This window comes from Corynebacterium sp. HMSC036D02 (genome assembly GCF_001836165.1).
Taxonomy (GTDB): domain Bacteria; phylum Actinomycetota; class Actinomycetes; order Mycobacteriales; family Mycobacteriaceae; genus Corynebacterium.
The window spans coordinates 16239-34733 of the sequence record NZ_KV827675.1 but is presented as its reverse complement, the minus strand read 5'-3'; the positions used below and the strand labels follow the sequence as shown (position 1 = coordinate 34733).

The 18495-nt window shown below is 62.5% G+C and carries 12 protein-coding genes; 4 read left to right on the top strand and 8 right to left on the bottom strand.

The features are described 5' to 3' along the window. Window positions 1-32: 32 nt before the first annotated feature. Together HMPREF2743_RS05130 and HMPREF2743_RS05125 are read right to left on the bottom strand one after the other, a co-directional pair. Window positions 33-866 (bottom strand): SWIM zinc finger family protein, encoded by an 834-nt coding sequence (locus HMPREF2743_RS05130; protein ID WP_070684335.1) that lies wholly within the window; start codon window positions 864-866, stop codon window positions 33-35. Beyond that, window positions 867-3938, bottom strand: coding sequence for a DEAD/DEAH box helicase (locus tag HMPREF2743_RS05125; RefSeq protein ID WP_070818323.1), 3072 nt, complete (start codon window positions 3936-3938; stop codon window positions 867-869). Window positions 3939-4181: 243 nt separating this feature from the next. Between HMPREF2743_RS05125 and putP the strand changes: the two genes are divergently transcribed. From putP to HMPREF2743_RS05110, 3 genes are all read left to right on the top strand, one after another. Then, a complete protein-coding gene (putP, locus tag HMPREF2743_RS05120; RefSeq protein ID WP_070743929.1) occupies window positions 4182-5744 on the top strand; it encodes a sodium/proline symporter PutP in 1563 nt (520 codons plus the stop codon). 324 nt (window positions 5745-6068) lie between these two features. After that, complete coding sequence (locus tag HMPREF2743_RS05115) at window positions 6069-6611, top strand: HNH endonuclease family protein (protein ID WP_070818322.1); 543 nt, start codon at window positions 6069-6071, stop codon at window positions 6609-6611. Between the two features lie 46 nt (window positions 6612-6657). After that, the gene (locus HMPREF2743_RS05110) at window positions 6658-7101 is read left to right on the top strand and encodes a DUF2269 domain-containing protein (RefSeq protein ID WP_070528876.1); all 444 of its coding nucleotides are present in this window, start codon (window positions 6658-6660) and stop codon (window positions 7099-7101) included. A gap of 104 nt (window positions 7102-7205) precedes the next feature. Here HMPREF2743_RS05110 and HMPREF2743_RS05105 read toward each other — a convergent pair whose 3' ends face one another. The 6 genes from HMPREF2743_RS05105 to HMPREF2743_RS05080 all read right to left on the bottom strand — a co-directional run bounded on the left by HMPREF2743_RS05105 (window position 7206) and on the right by HMPREF2743_RS05080 (window position 16729). Continuing rightward, the gene (locus HMPREF2743_RS05105; protein ID WP_070528878.1) at window positions 7206-9221 is read right to left on the bottom strand and encodes a DEAD/DEAH box helicase; all 2016 of its coding nucleotides are present in this window, start codon (window positions 9219-9221) and stop codon (window positions 7206-7208) included. A 368-nt stretch (window positions 9222-9589) separates the two neighbouring features. Next, entirely contained in the window at window positions 9590-10768 is a 1179-nt protein-coding gene (gene hutI, locus HMPREF2743_RS05100; RefSeq protein ID WP_070818321.1) for an imidazolonepropionase, read from the bottom strand. Window positions 10769-10789: 21 nt separating this feature from the next. Further along, window positions 10790-12466 (bottom strand): urocanate hydratase, encoded by a 1677-nt coding sequence (gene hutU / locus HMPREF2743_RS05095; RefSeq protein ID WP_070528883.1) that lies wholly within the window; start codon window positions 12464-12466, stop codon window positions 10790-10792. Between the two features lie 415 nt (window positions 12467-12881). Next, window positions 12882-14435: a histidine ammonia-lyase gene (hutH, locus tag HMPREF2743_RS05090; protein WP_070818320.1), complete on the bottom strand. Its 1554-nt coding sequence runs from the start codon at window positions 14433-14435 to the stop codon at window positions 12882-12884. 181 nt (window positions 14436-14616) lie between these two features. After that, complete coding sequence (locus tag HMPREF2743_RS05085; RefSeq protein WP_070818319.1) at window positions 14617-15345, bottom strand: IclR family transcriptional regulator; 729 nt, start codon at window positions 15343-15345, stop codon at window positions 14617-14619. Between the two features lie 37 nt (window positions 15346-15382). Then, a complete protein-coding gene (locus HMPREF2743_RS05080) occupies window positions 15383-16729 on the bottom strand; it encodes a YjiH family protein (RefSeq protein WP_070528896.1) in 1347 nt (448 codons plus the stop codon). Between the two features lie 365 nt (window positions 16730-17094). On the opposite strand from HMPREF2743_RS05080, the gene HMPREF2743_RS05075 reads away from it, so the two are divergent. Beyond that, a complete protein-coding gene (locus tag HMPREF2743_RS05075; protein WP_070528899.1) occupies window positions 17095-18495 on the top strand; it encodes an amino acid permease in 1401 nt (466 codons plus the stop codon).

Below are 18495 nucleotides of genomic sequence, written 5' to 3'. Positions count from 1 at the left end.
GCGCTTGAGCCTCTCCCCTGGGGTGGCAATGTCTAGTGCGTCAGATGATAGTAAAGGTCCTCGACATCGGAGACGGCCCGAAGCAAATCTATGTTCGTATGGCTGACAGACCTCATGGCCTTGCGCAGCAGTTCCGGGTCGGAATCATCGACGGCGGGAGCGGTCTTCGGCTCCGGCAAGGGCGGGAGTTCTCGCCCCTCCCAGAACAAGGCATTGCGCTCCTCGGCCGAGATTTCAGAGGCCGCGGAAGCGGAATAAGAGTCCTCCGAGGCCGCCTTGGCCTGCTCCATGACCGCTTGCTCCAGCCGCGCGAAGTCGAGGCCGCGCAAGGCGAAGATGACGGACGGGTCAGCGTCCATGCGCGCGGCCAGTCGGTCCGCCACCGCCACGACGTGCTTGCACACGTACTCCGGATCGGGGCAGGTGCACGAGAAACGGAGGTCGTCGGGGTACTCGGCGATGAGGATGTCGAGGGAGGCGTCGGCAAGCATGCCCTCCCTAGCCTTCGCCACGGAGTTGGGGGTGCGCGCGAACATCTCCGACAGCCGCCCGATGTCCTCGTTGTTGCGGTAAGGCACCTGGATGAGCACCGCGAAAGGTTCATTCTGAGAGCCCGCAACCTTGCCGTGCACAGCACCATTGCGCACGTCGAGGCCCACGACATGACCCTCGGTGGCGTACTGGCGCCCGCGGCGAATGCGGCCGGAATCCGTTTGCTGGTTGACAAAGTTGAGCAGGCGCGTGGCCGCCGGCTGCATGGTGCGCACGCGATCGACGCGGTTGACCTCCTCAGGCGTGCTCACGCGCTTGCGGGTGCCGAAGTTGGCGTAGATGACGTTGTTGTCCTCAGGACTCTTCGGTGCCATTTACTTCTCCTGCTCCCTATAGCTCATGAGATCCGCCAGCTGCTCGGGGCTCAGTTCGGTGAGCCAGCCCTCGCCCTCGCCCACGACGGCCCCGGCCAGCTGCGTCTTACCATCAAGAATGTCCTGGATGGATTCCTCCAAGGTACCGGCGGTAATCATCTTGTACACCTGCACGTTGCGCTGCTGGCCAATGCGGAAGGCGCGGTCCGTGGCCTGGTTCTCCACCGCCGGATTCCACCAGCGGTCCATGTGCACGACAATCGACGCCGCCGTGAGGTTCAAGCCTGTACCGCCGGCCTTGAGCGAGAGCAGCATGACGGGTGCGCCATCCTCGGCCTGGAATTCCTCCACCATCTGGTCGCGCCGGTTCTTGCTCACCCCGCCGTGGAGGAAGGGAATCTCACAGCCCAGCTGCTCAGACAGGTAAGGCTGGAGAACGTCACCGAAAGCCTTGTACTGAGTAAAGATCAGCACGCGCTCCTGAGATTCGATGGCTTGGTCGATGATCCGCATGAGTTCTTCAACCTTGCCGGAGCGGTGCTTGCCCTTGATGGTCACGGGACTGCCATCGGCCAAGAAGTGCGCTGGGTGGTTGCAGATCTGCTTGATGCGGGTCAGCGATGCCAAGATGAGGCCGCGGCGCGAGATGCCCTCCTTCTTCTTCGCCAGGGCCTGTTCCACATCATTGACCAGGGCCTTATAGAGGGCGGCCTGCTCATCGGTCATGCGCACGGTGATGATCTGCTCGGACTTCTCCGGCAGGTCATCGATGATATTAGGGTCCGTCTTCAGGCGGCGCAGGATAAACGGGCCGGTGAGCAGGCGCAGGCGCTCCGCCATGACATCGCTGCCTTCGCGCTCGATGGCCTTGGCAAAGTGGTTGCGGAAGAAAGAGGCCGAGCCCAGGATTCCGGGGTTGCAATAGTCCAGGATGGAGCGCATTTCTGACAGCCGGTTCTCAATCGGCGTGCCGGTCAGCGCCACGCGGTGACGTGACGGGATGGCGCGAACCGCCTTGGAGGAACGCGTCGAGGCGTTCTTGATCGCTTGAGCTTCATCGAGGACCACGCGGTCCCACTCCACCTTGCTCAAGGTCAAAAAGTCACGGCTTACCGTGCCATAGGAAGTGATGACGATATCGGCCTCCTGAGCTGAGGTAACCAATTCCTCGCCCTTCAGGCGCCCGGTGCCGTGTTGCACCATGACCTTAAAATCCGGCACGAAGCGCTTGGCCTCCCTAGCCCAGTTGCCCACCACGGAGGTCGGGGCGACCACCAGGGTGGGCTTCCACGCCTCCGCTTCCCCCTCAGCTTCATGGGCGGCCTTTTCCACCGCCAACAAAGACAGCAGCTGCAGGGTCTTGCCCAAACCCATGTCATCTGCCAGCACCGCGCCGATGTTGTTGCGGGACATCCAGTACAGCCAGTCCACACCGCGACGCTGGTACTCGCGCAGCTCGGCATGGACCGTATCGGGGATGTCCACGCGGTCGGGTGCCGTACTATCCAGCCCGCCGAGCAGCGAGGTATGCCACTCGGATCCGGTGAAGGCCACGGGGTCCTCCGCCATGGACTTCAAGGCCATCTCGCGCAGGTCTGCAAGCGTGACCGCTTCTTCTTGCTCGCCCTCGTTGAATTCCTTGCGGCGGCGCTCTACTTCGGCCACAAGTTCTTCCCAGCCGGGCTGTTCCAGCTGGCGGGCTATTTCCGCGGTCGCGGCGAGTTGCTCCAGCTCCTTCAGAGCGCGCTTGCGTGCGGTATCGGCCAACTCGCGCATGTACTGCGAGATCTTGTTCAAGGCCTGGGTATCCGCCATGACCCACTCGCCGCGCAGGCGGATCAGGCCGGACTTGGAGGAGATGAGCTCTTGCATTTCGGCGTCGGTTAGCTGCGTGTCTCCCACCGAGAGCTTCCAGTCATAGCTGAACAACTTCTCCATGCCGATGTGCGCCTTAGTGGCGGCATCGGCTGGATCGCGCACCTCCGTGGTTTCCAGCTTGGCCTTGGTCTCCATATGGGACCAGGACTTGGGCAGCAGCACGGTAAAACCGGCCTTGCGCAGGGCGGCGGCGTCGTGGGTAACAAAATCCACGAGCTGTTCCGTGGTCAGGTACACATCCCAGTCACCCGCGTTCCGGCTCGCCGGCGCGGAGTTGTACTTCAGCCGCGGTGCCACGTCGAAGGCATGGCGGCGGGCTTCGCGCAGCTTCTCGACGCTTCCCCGATCCAACTGCTCCTGCCGCACCGGCAGGGGTGAATCGGTCCCGGAGCGAACCAGCAGGCGGATGGGCCACGCTGCGTCTTCGACGGAGACATTCTCATTTGGTGGCTCCTCCACGAGGAACACCAGCTGGAGATCGACGGAGGTAATGGAGTCTTTCCACTCATTGAGTCCGCGCAGCAGTTGGGCGCGGCCCTTCTTCACCGGCGCGGTCTTCAGCAGCGCCTGGGCGAAGTCATGCCAGGGCGCGGCGCGCGGGGCGTCGATCTGCGGACGCAATTGGGTATAGGCAATCCAGTGCGTGAGCTCATCAGCCAAATCATCAGAGAGAGCCCGGTTATTTATGGAAAGGATGCCGGGCGCGGAGGCCAGCATCTCCGCCAGCCAGCTACGCTCACCCAAGCCAGAAGCCAGTTGCCACATGGGGTACCACTCGCCTGCTTGATAAGACAGGCGGATAGTCACGCGGCCGGCGCGTACAAAACGGTAAAGCCCGCGGTAGGCCCGGATGAGCCACAAGAGATCTGGCGCGATGGTCGCGCGCTGCTCCGGGGTGGCCGCTTGACTATCGGTGTCGAGGTATTCCAGCTTGGCCAATGTTTCCACCGCTTCATCAGGGGCGAACATAGCCATGGGCACCATGAGGGAGACATCTTTGCCCTTCGGTGTGCGCAGGGACACTCGCGCTCGGTTGCGGAAGGTCTTCTTGCTCAGGATGGAGTCCACCACATCCGGGAAGGTTCCCTCTGGGACTGCTGAGGGCATGATGATCTTGTGCCCTTCGACCTGTTCGATCCATAGACTCAGGCCGGAGACGGGCAGCCAGAGGCCATGCAGCAGGTAAGAAGCCATAGGGGCCAGTTTAGCAGCACGCCTTTTGGGGGTCAGGGTCGCAGAAAGTTCCCGAATCCTGCCCAAATAAGCAATCGTTACAGTCTCGTTATATAACGGCGTAACACCAGTAAGACCGTACATTAAGCTGTGACCAAGATAACCAAATACTGGTCAACCAGCCAATTTTCAGTTGGGTAGGAGCATTTGCCTCGTTAGCGTGGGTGAGTCCTATTCTTTAATCTCAATCTCAAGGAGAGATCAGTGCAAGACTCCACTTGGTATGTCGTTGCGATGATCATCTACCTGCTTGCCATGGCCGCTATTGGCTTCTGGAGCTACAAGCAGACGGATGAGTATGACGACTACGTTCTCGCCGGCCGCGGCCTTCACCCGTTCGTAGCCGCCCTGTCCGCCGGCGCCTCCGATATGTCCGGCTGGCTGCTCATGGGCCTGCCGGGCGCTTTGTTCCTGACCGGTATGTCCGAGCTGTGGATGGCCATCGGCCTCCTCATTGGTGCTTGGGCCAACTGGAAGTGGGTTGCGCCGCGTCTGCGCTCCTACTCCGAAATTGCCGGCAACTCTATTACCGTGCCCTCCTTCTTTGAGAACCGCCTGCACGATAAGTCGCGCCTGCTGCGCATTATCGCGGCGGCGATCATTATCTTCTTCTTCACCTTCTATGTCTCCTCCGGCATGGTGGCCGGCGGCCGCTACTTCGAGTCCAGCTTCGGCGGTGACTACATGGTGGGCATGCTCGTCGTGGCTGCCGTGACGGTCTTCTACACCTTCGTCGGCGGCTTCCTTGCGGTGTCCTACACCGATACCGTCCAGGGCCTGCTGATGTTCGCCTCCCTCATCATCGTGCCGATCATGGTGCTCTTCTCCTTGGACAACCCGGGCGAGATTTTCAGCTTCGCTGCTGAAAACCCCTACGCCACCGGTGGCGTCATTGAGAACCCCGACTACTTCTCCTTGTTCTCCGGCGTTTCCGCCGCCGTCATCATCGGTAACCTGGCCTGGGGCTTGGGCTACTTTGGCCAGCCGCACATCATCGTGCGCTTCATGGCGCTGCGTAAGCCTTCCGACGCCCGCGCGGGCCGCTTCTACGGTGTCAGCTGGATGGGTATCTCCCTCATCGGCGCTATTTTCGTCGCGCTCTCCGGCACGGTTTTCTTCACTGAGACCAGCCACTCCATTACTGACCAGGAGAACTACGAGACCATCTTCCTCGACATGGCCCAGGTTATGTTCCACCCGCTGTTTGCTGGTCTGGTCCTGACCGCCGTTCTGGCGGCCATCATGTCCACGATGTCCTCCCAGATGCTGGTGGTCTCCACCTCGCTTATTGAGGACCTCTACCTCATCTTCGCTAAGAAGAAGCCACGCCAAGAAGTTCTGATCAACCTGTCCCGCACCGCCGTTGTGGCCATTGCCGTCATCGCTGCCGTGCTGGCCATCAACCCCTCCGACTCGATTCTGGGTCTGGTTGGCTTCGCGTGGGCCGGCTTCGGTTCCGCCTTCGGCCCACTGGTGCTGCTGTCGCTGTACTGGAAGCGCCTCAACTCCACCGGCGCCGTCGCTGGCATGATCACCGGTGCCGTCGTGGCTATCGGCTGGGGCATGAGCCCGCTGGGCGATACCCTCTACGAGCTGGTACCGGGCTTCATCTCCGCTCTGCTCGTGACTGTCGGCGTTTCGCTGGCCACCAAGGCTCCGGATGAGAAGGTCACCCAGGAGTTCGAGGAGGCATCCCGCCTGGCCAAGCTCGTTGAGAAGAACGATGACTTGGACTTTGAGGAGGCCGCGGAGAAGGTTCAGAAGTAACCTTCACACTCTTTTCCCTCTTCCCGAACCCCGCTCACAGCAGTTCACACCATCTGCTGGGGCGGGGTTTCGCTTGTGATCGGCTCGGTGGCTCTACAAGGTCGCTACTCAAAAGCCTCTACTCAAATGGTATTTCTCAAAAGGTGCTTTTGCCTCGAAAACGCCGTGTGCGGGCCCCTAAAAGGTGTCTTTGCCCCCAGAGAAACCTTCTTACTAATGCCTTTTAGAAGATTCCTTGTGGCTGCCCCACCTAACCCGTTTCTGCAACCACGTGCTTCCTGCCTATACGGGAACCGCCCATACATCCCAGCAGTCTAAAAGTACATGAACCTGCGCGCGGCCTATATCGGCTTCCTTTCCATAGCCACGGTGCTCTACGGCGGCTACCACCTCCTCCCCGGCCCCGACCTGGGCGTGGCTACCGTGCCCGCGCGCGTGGAGGCCCCTGGCTACGATCGCGATGATTTCGGCGGCTGGGCGCCGGGTACCCGCGATAGCGTTAAAGCAACGCAGACCATCGACGGCACCCTCTACGACCCCTATGCCCGCGCACCGGCACCGGCGCGCGTGGAAGTCGACCACGTTTTTCCGCTCGCCGCCGCCTGGGATCTCGGCGCATCAGCCTGGCCGCGTGATAAGAAAATGGCCTTTGCCAACGATCCGCTCAACCTTGTTGCCACCGCCCGCAATCTCAACCAAGCCAAGTCCGATTCCTTGCCGGCAGACTGGCTTCCACCGGCTGATCGTTGCGACTACTCGCAGCGCCTTGCCGCTGTGGCGCGTAAGTATCAACTCCCGCTTCCCTCCCGCGATTATGCGGTCATGCGCCACCAATGCCGATTCGATTTCATCTCACAGCACCGTTAGACTTTCGCTGGGAAAGCCCCGTACAGAAAGGTAAAGCGCACTCCCCATGACAAGCTTGCTTATTTTCCTCCACGCCTTCGCCGCTATCTTGTTGGTCGGTACCGTGTGTATCTCCACCTCCGCCTTCCCTGCCCAGCTGGCAAAGGCTGGCGCCGGTGATGCTTCGGCTGCTGGTGCCGCCGGCATCCTCAACAAAATCACCTCGACCTATGGCTACATTTCCGCCATCGTTCCGGTCATCGGTCTGGCCGTTTTCCTCACTGACCTGGCCACTTACAAGTCCGAGGTCCAGTTCCACATCGCTCTGCTGCTTTCTGTCATCGCTTGGGTCATTCTGCTCGTCGTGGTTATCCCGAAGCAGAACCAAGCCATGGCTGCGATTGCGACCCCCGGCTCCGCGGATGTGGCCAAGCTGAAGAAGCAGCTGTCTATGTTCTCCGGCATCTTCAACCTGCTGTGGGTTATCTGCGCCATCCTGATGTACGTCTAAACTCTCCGGTTTAGGCCTCAACAGCGAAAACCTCCCAAGCTCTCATTGAGAGTTCGGGAGGTTTTCTCGTGCAGGATTAAGGCCGCTGCGGGGTTGAACGGAGCCTAGTCGCGCCAACCGCCGCGGCGCCCACCACGGTCGCGGCCATGTCCACCGCGGTCACGGTCGCGGTATCCCCCGCGCTCACCGCGTCCACCACGACCACGTCCGCCGTAACCACCACGGCCACGGTCGTCATCGTAGTTCCGACGCGGCGGGCGGCCGGTATCCTTCTGGATCTTGATGAGCTGTCCGGAGATGCGGGTGTCCTTCAGACGCTCCAGCACCGCCGGGTCCAGGTTCTTCGGCAGGTCCACCAAGGTGTGGCCCACCGCAATGGTGATGCGGCCGAAGTCCTTAGAGGACAAGCCACCCTCGTTGGCCAGCGCACCCACGATGGCGCCGGGGCGCACGTTCTGACGCTTGCCGACGTCCAGCCGGTACGTCTCAAAGTCCCCATCCGGGCGGCGCGGGCCACGGTCGCGGTCGCGGCCGCCCCGGTCACGGCCGCGGCCTTCACGATCGCGGTCACGCCCGCGGCCGTCGCGCTCAAAGCGATCGCGCTCGCGACGGTCCTTCTTGGATACCGGACGTTCCTTGAGCAGGAAGTCCGTCCCACCCTGCAGCTGCACAGCCAAAGCAGCGGCGATATCATCCATCGCCACGTTCTCCGCCGCGGAGTACTCACGCACCATGTCGCGGAAAAACTCGAACTGCTTGTCCTGCTGGGAGGCACCGATGGAAGCGAAGAACTTCTCCTTGCGCTTGGCGTTGACTTCATCCGCGGTCGGGAGATCCATCTCCTCCAAGCGGGCATTGGTCACGCGCTCGATGGAGCGCAGCATGCGGCGCTCACGCGGGGTGACGAACAGGATGGCCTCACCAGTGCGGCCAGCACGGCCGGTACGGCCGATGCGGTGCACGTAGGACTCGGTGTCGTTCGGGATGTCGTAGTTGACTACGTGGGTAATGCGGTCCACGTCGAGACCACGAGCAGCCACGTCGGTAGCCACCAAGATGTCCAGGCGGCCATCCTTGAGCTGATCGACGGTGCGCTCACGCTGCTGCTGGGCAATATCGCCGTTGATGGCGGCAGCGTTGTAGCCGGCCTCCTTGAGGCTATCGGCCACGTCCTCAGTCGCGTGTTTGGTGCGGCAGAAGACGATGATGGCGTCGTAGTCAATAACCTCGAGGATGCGGGTGAAGGCATCCATCTTGTGGCGGTGCGGGGTCAGCAGGAAGCGCTGCGTGATGTTGTCATTCGTGCGGCGCTCCGACTTCACAGTGATCTCAGCGGGGTTGTTGAGGTACTGCTTGGACAGGCGGCGAATCGAGTTCGGCATGGTGGCCGAGAAGAGTGCGACCTGCTTGTCTTCCGGGGTGTCCTCAAGAATGCGCTCGACGTCTTCCTGGAAGCCCATGTTGAGCATCTCGTCCGCCTCATCGAGGACGAGGAAGCGCAGCTGCGAGATGTCCAGGGAGCCCTTCTCCAGATGGTCGATAACACGGCCCGGGGTGCCCACGATGATTTGGGCGCCACGGCGCAGCCCAGAGAGCTGAATGCCATAAGCCTGGCCACCGTAGATAGGCAGAACTTCGATGCGGCCCAAGTGGTCGGCGAAGGACTGGAAAGAATCCGCAACCTGGAGGGCGAGCTCGCGCGTGGGCGCGAGGACCAAAGCCTGCGGGTAGCGGGCCTCGGTATCGATCTGGGAGAGAACCGGCAGCGCGAAGGCCGCGGTCTTACCCGTACCCGTCTGGGCCAGGCCGACGACGTCGCGGCCCTCCATGAGGATCGGGATGGTTTCTTCCTGAATTGGGGATGGCTTGGTAAAGCCCACCTTGGACACGGCTTCCTGAACGTCATCGGGAAGGCCGAGGTGTGCAAAACCCTGGGAGTTGTCGTTGGCTGAAGTTTCTTCAGCGCCGGTGTCCTCAGGGTTATTCGCAGCCCCGGTGTCCTGGTTCGACACCTGCGAAGCGTCCAATGCTTCGCCACCTTGCGAGTTTTCCTGAGATTCCGACTTATTGAATTCTTCCGGCTCGTTGACGCCGCCGGTGGCGTTATCGGTAATGCTCATTGCTCAAACCAGAGTACGGCACTGCGGTGAGATTAGCTATTTCTCCCCACGGCCTGCCGCTACCCCATGCTGCGCCCCAGTCTCCTTTGAGCCTCAGCCCGTTAAAACCCACACAGCAGCTCGTGAGGAGCACTCTGCAACCTTTGGATCAGCCCCCCAACCCCCGAATCCCAAGGCTCGGAGAAAGACCAAAGGCACCAAACTAAAGGCACCATTTGCGGCTTTCGAAAGATAAAACCCCAGGTTAAAGCATGCGGTTTCCTTCATAAGGTGCCCTTCAAAAGGTGCCTTTGCGGCTGGGTTTAGCCCTAGCACGCCCAACGCGCAGGCCACACGTAATCAACACGCGGGCCAGACGTGATCTGCGCCTACACCTCGCGGCCGCCGACAAAGGTCTTGAACGTCATCGGCATGCCCGGGCGGTAGGCCAGGTGGATAGCGCTCGGGGCATCGAGGACGTGCAGGTCCGCGGCAGCGCCGACCACCAGCGAGCCCTTGGCCGGGCGGCCCTTCGCGTCCTTACCCTCACCGACATCCTGGCGGCGCAGCGCGGTGGCACCACCCAGCGTGCCGGCGGCGATGGCCTCATCGAGAGTCAGGTGCTGCTGGAGCACGGCCGTGGTCACGCAGAAGTTCATCGAGGACGTGTACGAGGTGCCCGGGTTGAGGTTGGAAGCGATGGCGACGGTCGCGCCGGCATCAATAAGCTTGCGGCCAGGCGCCAGCGGCTCACGCGTGGACAGGTCGCAGGCCGGCAGCAGCGTGGCCACCGTCTCGGAGGAGGCCAGCGCCTCAACATCGGCATCACTGAGGTAGTTGACGTGATCCACGGAGGCCGCGCCCAACTCCACTGCGAGTGCTACGCCTGGACCCTCGCCGAGCTGGTTGCCGTGCACGCGCACGCCCAAGCCCCGGGCCTTGCCAGCCTCGAGCACGCGGCGCGACTGCTCCTCGTCGAATGCACCGCGCTCGCAGAAGACGTCAATCCACTGCACGTGCTCGGCCACGCCGTCGAGCATCGGGCCCACAACCTCGTCGAGGTAGGTTTCAGCCTCCGCCCCCGGCGGCACGAGGTGCGCGCCGAGGAAAGTCACGTCATCGACGTGGCGGGCCGCCACGCGAGCAGCCTCCACCTCGGATTCGGTATTAAGACCGTAGCCGGTCTTGGTCTCCAGGGTCGTTGTACCGCCTCGGCGGGCCGCTGCGATGCGCTCCACCAGGAGCTTTTCCAGGCGCTCCTCCCCCGCCGAGCGGGTCGCATCCATGGTCACGGCGATACCGCCGGCCTGGTAAGACTCGCCCGCCATGCGGGCTTCGAACTCGGCGGAGCGGTCACCGTCGAAGATCATGTGGGTATGGGAATCCACCCAGCCCGGCAGAACTGCGCGGCCGCCAAGGTCGACCTTCTCGTCCGCGGCCGGCGCCTCGGAGGCTGGGCCGATCCAGGCGATGGTGCCGTCGGTGTTGGCGATGAGTGAGGCGTCGGCAAGCGTGCCTGTCTCCGACACCGTGCGCAGCTCTGAGATTCCAGTAAACAGGGTGGACATGATCTTCTTTTCCTCTCTTGTCTAGTCGCGGGCCTTGAATTCCATCGGGATACGCACGCCGCGCTCGTCGGCGACTTCCTTGGCGCGAGTGTAACCGGAATCCACGTGGCGGATAACGCCCATGCCCGGGTCGTTGGTGAGCACCGCGCGCAGCTTGGCGGCGGCCAGCTCGGTGCCATCGGCGACGGTAACCTGGCCCGCGTGGATGGAGCGGCCCATGCCCACGCCACCACCGTGGTGGATGGACACCCAGGTGGCGCCGGAGGAGACTGCGGTCATAGCGTTGAGCAGCGGCCAGTCAGCCACGGCGTCGGTGCCATCGAGCATGGCCTCGGTCTCTCGGTACGGGGAGGCCACGGAGCCGGAGTCCAGATGGTCACGGCCGATGACGATCGGGGCCTTGATCTTGCCTTCCTTGACCAAGTCATTGAAGAGCAGGCCGGCCTTGTGGCGCTCGTTGTAGCCCAGCCAGCAAATACGCGCCGGCAGGCCCTCGAACTCCACGTATTCCTCGGCGGCATCAAGCCAGTTGTGCAGGTGCTCGTTGTCCGGGAAAAGCTCCTTGAGTGCCTGGTCGGTGACCTTGATGTCCTCCGGGTCGCCGGAGAGCGCTGCCCAGCGGAAGGGGCCAAGGCCCTCGCAGAAGAGCGGGCGGATGTAGGCCGGGACGAAGCCCGGGAACTCGAAGGCGCGCTGGTAGCCGGCCTTGCGGGCCTCGTCGCGGATGGAGTTGCCGTAGTCGAAGACCTCGGCGCCCTCATCCTGGAATTCCACCATGGCCTGGACCTGGGCGGCCATGGCCTCGCGAGCCTTCTTCGTGAAGGTGGTCGGGTCCGCCTTGGCCTCGTTGTGCCAATCCTCGACGGTGATTTCGGTGGGCAGGTAGCTCAGCGGGTCGTGCGCGGAGGTCTGGTCCGTAACGATATCCACGGTGAACTCACCGGCGCGCTGGCGGCGCAGCACCTCCGGGAAGACCTCGGCGGCATTGCCCACCAGACCCACGGACAGCGGCTTCTTGTTCTCCTTGGCGTCGAGCACCAGCTTGAGGGCCTCGTCGAGGTCGGTGACGACCTCATCGAGGTAGCGCTTGGACTGGCGGCGCTTCAGTCGGGTCTCGTCAACATCGACGATGAGGCAGGCGCCGCCGTTCAAAGTAACGGACAGCGGCTGCGCGCCGCCCATGCCGCCGCAACCACCAGTCAGGGTGAAGGTGCCGGCGAGCGTGTCGTTGAAGCGCTTCTTGGCCACAGCCGCGAAGGTCTCAAAAGTACCCTGCAGGATGCCCTGGGTAGCGATGTAAATCCAGGAGCCGGCCGTCATCTGGCCGTACATCATCAGGCCCTCGTCCTCGAGCTTGCGGAAGTGCTCCCAATTGGCCCAGTCACCGACCAGGTTGGAGTTGGCGATGAGCACGCGCGGCGCCCACTCGTTGGTCTTCCAAATACCCACCGGCTTGCCGGACTGCACCAGCAGCGTCTCGTCGGACTCGAGATCCTTGAGCGACTCCACGATGGCATCGAAGGCTTCCCAGCTGCGGGCAGCGCGTCCAGTGCCGCCGTAGACCACGAGATCCTCGGGGCGTTCGGCAACCTCGGGGTCAAGGTTGTTCATGAGCATGCGCAGCGGGGCTTCGGTCTGCCAAGACTTGGCGGTGATTTCGGTTCCGCGCGGGGCGCGTACTTCGCGGGGTTCAGACATGACTTCCTTTCGCTCGTGCTTTTCGACGCCCTCCCAAACCCACCAAGGCCGGTTCCCCGGGGCTGTCCCTTTTAGGGCTTGGTCAGCGTCACACAGGACAAGTTACTGTGACCCACGACCATGCACTAGCACTCTTTCGGGCCGGCTGTCTCAGATACAAGACTGTTGCACGACCAGTACTGCAGCGCCGCGCTTCCCGCCTCTACCAAACCCAAAAGTGCAGACCTGGAAGTGCATTCATGCAGGTGGGCGTCGTGAAGCGCCAAGGCAGTGCTTGACGACGACCAGGGCGGAATCAAGCGGTGGATGCGCCACGCTTGATTCCGCCCAGCAGGTCTGCACTTCTAGGTCTGCACTTTGAAATCAAGGGCGCACGAGAAAGCCCCATGGCACATGCCACGGGGCTGGGGCGGAGTTAGCGCAGCGTGCCGACGGCCCCTTCTACCGCATCCACCAATGCACCTTCCTTGACCAGGCGCACGGTCTCCTCGATCTCCGGGGAGAGGTAGCGGTCGGTGCCCGGCCCCTGGACGGTCTGGCGCAGCGCATCGATGACCGCGCCGGTACCCTTGGCCGGCTGGCCCTCGCGCATATCAATAGCGCGGGCGGCGGTGAGAATTTCGATGGCAAGCACGCGCTGCAGACCGTCGACTGCCTTGCGCAGCTTGCGCGCACCCGACCAGCCCATGGAGACGTGGTCTTCCTGCATCGCCGAAGACGGAATGGAATCCGCCGAAGACGGGTTGGCCAGGCGCTTGAGCTCAGAGACAATGCCTGCCTGCGCATACTGCGCAATCATGTGGCCGGAGTCCACGCCCGGATCATCGGCCAGGAAGGCGTTGAGTCCGCGGTTGCGAGCGACGTCGAGGAAGCGGTCGGTCCGGCGCTCAGAAATGGAAGCCAGGTCAGCCACAACGATGGCCAAAAAGTCCAGCGCGTAGGCCACCGGCGCGCCGTGGAAGTTGCCGTTGGAGACCACGCGCCCGTCCTTGGCCACCACCGGGTTGTCGACAGCTGCGGCTAACTCACGCTCAGCAACCGTTGCTGTGTGCGCCAAAGTATCGCGGAAACCGCCGGCCACCTGCGGCGCGCAGCGTACCGAGTAGGCGTCCTGGACCTGCTTCTTCTTGAAGTCCTCGAGCGCCGCCGCGAGAATCTCTGAGCCTTCCGCCACCGTCAAGATATTGGCCGCGGCATCCGCCTGGCCAGGATGCGGGCGCAGCTGCTGCAGGTCATCAGCGAAGACCACCAGCGTGCCCAGCAGGCCCTCTACCGTCATCGCGGTAGCGATATCGGCGGTCTTGGCCAGTTCGCGCAAGTCGGTGATAGCCAGGCAGAGCTGGCCCAGCATGCCATCGGTGCCGTTAATGAGTGCTAGGCCTTCCTTTTCCCGCAGCTTGAGCGGCTCGATGCCCGCTGCAGCCAGGGCCTCGGCAGCCGGAGTGACCTCGCCGCCATCAACGCGCACCTCGCCCTCGCCCAGCAGCGCCAGTGCGCAGTGTGCCAGCGGAGCCAGATCGCCGGAGCAACCCAGGGAGCCGTATTCGCGGACCACCGGATGGATATTGGCGTTGAGGACTGCGGCATAGGTTTCCGCCACCACCGGGCGCACGCCGGTCCGGCCAGTGCACAGGGTGGACAGGCGCAGCAGCATCAGCGCGCGGATGACCTCTTGCTCTACCTCCGGGCCCGTGCCCGCCGCATGCGAGCGCACGAGCGAAAGCTGCAGCTGCGCGCGCATCTCCTCCGGAATATGGCGACGCGCCAGGGCGCCGAAGCCGGTGGAAATGCCATAGACCGGAGTCGGATCCTGCGCCAGCTCTTCGACGCGCTCGCGCGTGGAGGCGATTTCCTCAAGCGCATCCTGGGAAATCTCCACCTTCGCGCCATAGCGCGCGACGGCCACGACCTCCTCGATGCTCAGTGCCCCGATTCCCACGGTCACGGTGGAGGGATAAGAATTAGACATGTAAGGCTCCTTTAACGTCGCCGCGTTGCCCACACCTCACCCACCGGCGGGGAGAAAGGCACGCGAAAACACGTACTTGTTTTCACAAGAATAGAAAAATAGTGATACGCGCGACAGCCTTACGCGTTGCGCTCATAGTACTACAGGCTGCCCGGCGCGCCAATACCCCGCGCACTACCTGTTAGCGGCGCCCGTACATTCTCTCCGCCACCTGCTGCGCTGCTGACTGGAGCTGCTGCGCGACATCAGAGGCGTCGGCAGTGCCCACCGGGAAAGTCACCGCCAGCGCCGCTGCGGGCCTGCCCACGTGGTCCATCACTGCCACGCCTACCGACGCCTGCCCGCGCGCCACCACCTCAACCTCTTCGGCCCATCCGCGCTCGCGCACCTGGCGCAGGATTTCCTTGTATTCCCCAAAGCCTAAGGAACCCGGAAAGAACGCCGCCTTCCATTCCGCTTCCGAAAGCAGGGCCAGCATCGCCCGCCCAGAGGCCGTCCGCTGAGCTTGCAGGCGCACTCCCCTCTCCGTGACCAGTGACAGCGCCCCCGGCGCGCGCACCTCGTTGAGGTAGAGAATCTCCGAACCCGCCAAACGCGATAGGTGCCCCGATCCCCCAACGCTGCTGGCAATCCGCTCGAGGTGCCCCTGCGTTGCCTTCACGAGGGGCTGCTGCGTGGCATAGGCCGCGGCCATAGAGTAGGCGGCGAGCCCCAAACCATAGGTTTGGTTTTCCGGCAGGTGCACCACGAATCCCGCGTCCACCATCTCCTTGAGCAGGTGGTAGGTGGACGAGCGCGGCAGGTCCAGCTCACTGCGGATGCGTGCGGCGGAAATCGGCACGTCGATGGTGGACAGCAACCGCAGGATCTCCAGCGCGTTGCGCGCCGCCGGGACTCGGGAGGTACTCATGGGCCCACATTCTAATGAGACCTCATTTAAGTCCCAGCTAAATCACCAGGAAAGCAATCGGCGTCGCAATAATGATGGTGAGCACCACGCGCTCGAACCAGATGACCACGATCTGCCACAGCTTGATCGGAATCTTGGTGGCCAAGATGCACGGCACCAGCGCGGAGAAGAAGATGATGGCGGAAATCGCCACCACGCCGATAACGAACTTGAGCACCATGCTCTCAGAACCCGCCACAGCTGTCGCCGGCAGGAACATCTCCGCAATGCCCATTGCCGCGGCCTTGCCCGCCAGCTCCGGTTCTGGCAGCTGGACAAGCCACGCGAATGGATAGAACAGGTAGCCCAACCAATCGAAGAGCGGGGTGAAGTTGGCCAGCAACAAGCCAATCAGGCCCACGGACATGATGGAGGGCACAATCGCCGCCGCCATGCGCACGCCATCGCGCAGGTTCTCCCAAATGGCAGCACCCAAGGACGGCGCGCGGTCCAGCGCCAGCAGCGCCTCACGCCACGCTGCCTTAAAGAAATTGCCCTTCACTGGCTTTTCCGGATCCGCTTCCACACCATCGATGTAGTCATCAGGAATCCTGCTCAGCGGCGGAATCCACACGGTAATCGCCGTAACCAGGAAGGTCACCACGAGGGATACCGCGAAGTAGATGCCCCACATATCCATCAGGTCGAGCTGCTTGGCCACGATGACCATGAAAGCCGCTGAGACCGTCGAGAAGCCCGTCGCAATGATGGAAGCCTCACGCGCGGTGTAGCCGCCGCGCTGGTACACGCGGTCAGTAATGAGGATTCCCAACGAGTAAGAACCCACGAAGGAGGCCACCGCATCGATGGCGGAGCGCCCCGGCGTGCGCCACAGCGGGCGCATGATGGGCTGCATGAATACGCCGACGAATTCTAGGAGGCCATAGCCAATCAGAAGGCCGAGGAAGGCGCCGCCAATCGGCACGATAAGGCCTACCGGGGTGGCAATGGAATTCCACAGGAAGGGCACGATGTCCTCGTTGGCCAGCACTCCCGGCAGCGTTCCAATGACCATGAGGAAGGAGACCACCAGGCCCACCACGTTGAGCGCGGTGAAAACCGCCTGCAGTGGCCCCTCCCGCCAGTTCTTGTTCACGATGCTGCGCACCGTGCCATAAAGCGCCAGCGCCAGGATGAACCATGGCACGAAAGCCTCAGCATAGGTGCGGATGATGGTGACCATGTGGTCAAGCGGGATGGACTTCTTTCCGTCATAGCTGATGGGAAAGAAGAATACGAAAGCGCCAATAGCGCTGTAGACAAAGAGGCGCCAGATGCCCTTCTTGGAGGGGACATCGTCGTCACTCTCGTAGAAGGCGTCAACGATTGCGTCTTCAGAGTTCATGTTCTACCTCACGGTGGTGGAAACTATACGTCACTAGCACGGCCACAACACGCTCACTTCTTGAACGCGCCAAGCAAGCACAAACCCAAGAAAGGGGCGGTTGCTTTTAAGCCATGCCCACGCGACAGCCACACGCAGGTCTTCACATACTAGCGGCACCATAAACAAATGTCACCTACGTCACCCCCGTGCAAAGAATGCGGCCCCCGCCATACGCCCAACCGCGCCACCCCCACCACAAAATTGACCCCACGTCTGAACTAGAGGAAAGTAACTCCCAGACCCACCCGCACCAACTACTCCCCTTAATGCGCGGTGCCAGGACCACCAAGCGCCATACAGGGGACAGAGGAGGACGCATCCCCGTGGCAGAAACCACCCCCAAGCGCCCCGGCTTGAAACACCGGCACCTGCACTTCATCGCCTTGGGCTCGGCCATCGGCACCGGCCTGTTCTATGGCTCCGCCGGCGCCATCCAAGCCGCCGGCCCCTCGGTGCTCTTGGTCTACCTTCTCGGCGGCGCCGTGGTCTACTTCCTCCTGCGCGCACTCGGTGAGATGTCCGTACACCACCCCGTCACCGGCTCCTTCGCCGAATACGCCCGCACCTTCCTAGGCCCCTGGGCCGGCTACATCACCGGCTGGATGTTCGCCTTCGAAATGGTCATCGTGGCCCTCGCGGATCTCACCGCCATCGGCGTCTACATGCAATTTTGGTTCCCCGGCTCGCCCAAGTGGGTGTGGGTCGCGGCCACACTGCTCCTTGTCGGCGGCGCCAACCTCGCCACTGTCAAGGCCTTCGGTGAGCTGGAATTCGCCTTCACCATCGTCAAGGTCGGCGCCGTCATCGCCATGATCCTAGGCGGCGTAGCCGTGCTCGTCTTCGGCCTCTCCACCGCGGAGACCACCGGCCCGGCCAACCTGGTCAACGATGGCGGCTTCTTCCCCAACGGCGTCTCCGGCATGGTCGCCTCCTTCATCTTGGTCCTCTTCGCCTTCGGCGGCACGGAGATCGTCGGCGTCGCCAGTGCGGAGGCAGAAGATCCCGCCAAGTCCGTGCCGAAGGCCGTCAACACCATCCCGGTGCGCATCCTGCTGTTCTACGTCCTAGCCATCCTGGTCATCCTCATGATCAACCCCTGGCGCAGCATCACCGGTGAGGAAAGCCCCTTCGTCCAGATCTTCTCCACCCTGGGCGTCACCTGGGCTGCGGCCGCCCTCAACATCGTCGTCATCACCGCGGCTGTTTCCGCCATTAACGCCGATCTCTTCGGCGCCGGCAACGTCCTTACCGGCCTGGCACGCCAGAACCTCGCACCAAAAGTCATGGCCAAAAAGACCCGCGGTGTGCCCGTCATGACCATGATCATCCTGCTTATCGTCATGATCATCGGCACCGCACTCAACGCGCTCATCCCGGAGAATGTCTTCGAAATCATCGCTTCCCTGGCTACCTTCGCCACCATCTACGTGTGGTTGATGATCCTCCTGGCCCACGTGGCCTCCCGCCGCCAGATGCCCACCGAAGAACGCGCCAGTCTGGAATACACCGTCCCCTTCTGGCCCTGGGGCCAATACTTCTCCATCGCCTTCATCATCTTCACTTTTGGCATCATGGTGTGGCAGGAGCAGTACCGTCCGGCACTGGCCACGGGCGTTATCTTCATCCTCCTGATGACCGCCATTTTCTACCTCACCGGCCGCCGCACCGCCGCCGCGAGCACCCCACAGGGAACAGCTCCGCAAGGAACAGACGCGAAAGGATAA

Bases quoted from the DNA above. Each gene is read 5' to 3' on its own strand.
- HMPREF2743_RS05080 (WP_070528896.1), bottom strand. From the start codon at position 16,729: ATGAACTCTGAAGACGCAATCGTTGACGCCTTCTACGAGAGTGACGAC.
- HMPREF2743_RS05125 (WP_070818323.1), bottom strand. From the start codon at position 3,938: ATGGCTTCTTACCTGCTGCATGGCCTCTGGCTGCCCGTCTCCGGCCTG.
- HMPREF2743_RS05105 (WP_070528878.1), bottom strand. From the start codon at position 9,221: ATGAGCATTACCGATAACGCCACCGGCGGCGTCAACGAGCCGGAAGAA.
- hutH (WP_070818320.1), bottom strand. From the start codon at position 14,435: ATGTCTAATTCTTATCCCTCCACCGTGACCGTGGGAATCGGGGCACTG.
- HMPREF2743_RS05115 (WP_070818322.1), top strand. From the start codon at position 6,069: ATGAACCTGCGCGCGGCCTATATCGGCTTCCTTTCCATAGCCACGGTG.
- hutI (WP_070818321.1), bottom strand. From the start codon at position 10,768: ATGTCCACCCTGTTTACTGGAATCTCAGAGCTGCGCACGGTGTCGGAG.
- HMPREF2743_RS05110 (WP_070528876.1), top strand. From the start codon at position 6,658: ATGACAAGCTTGCTTATTTTCCTCCACGCCTTCGCCGCTATCTTGTTG.
- HMPREF2743_RS05130 (WP_070684335.1), bottom strand. From the start codon at position 866: ATGGCACCGAAGAGTCCTGAGGACAACAACGTCATCTACGCCAACTTC.
- hutU (WP_070528883.1), bottom strand. From the start codon at position 12,466: ATGTCTGAACCCCGCGAAGTACGCGCCCCGCGCGGAACCGAAATCACC.
- HMPREF2743_RS05085 (WP_070818319.1), bottom strand. From the start codon at position 15,345: ATGAGTACCTCCCGAGTCCCGGCGGCGCGCAACGCGCTGGAGATCCTG.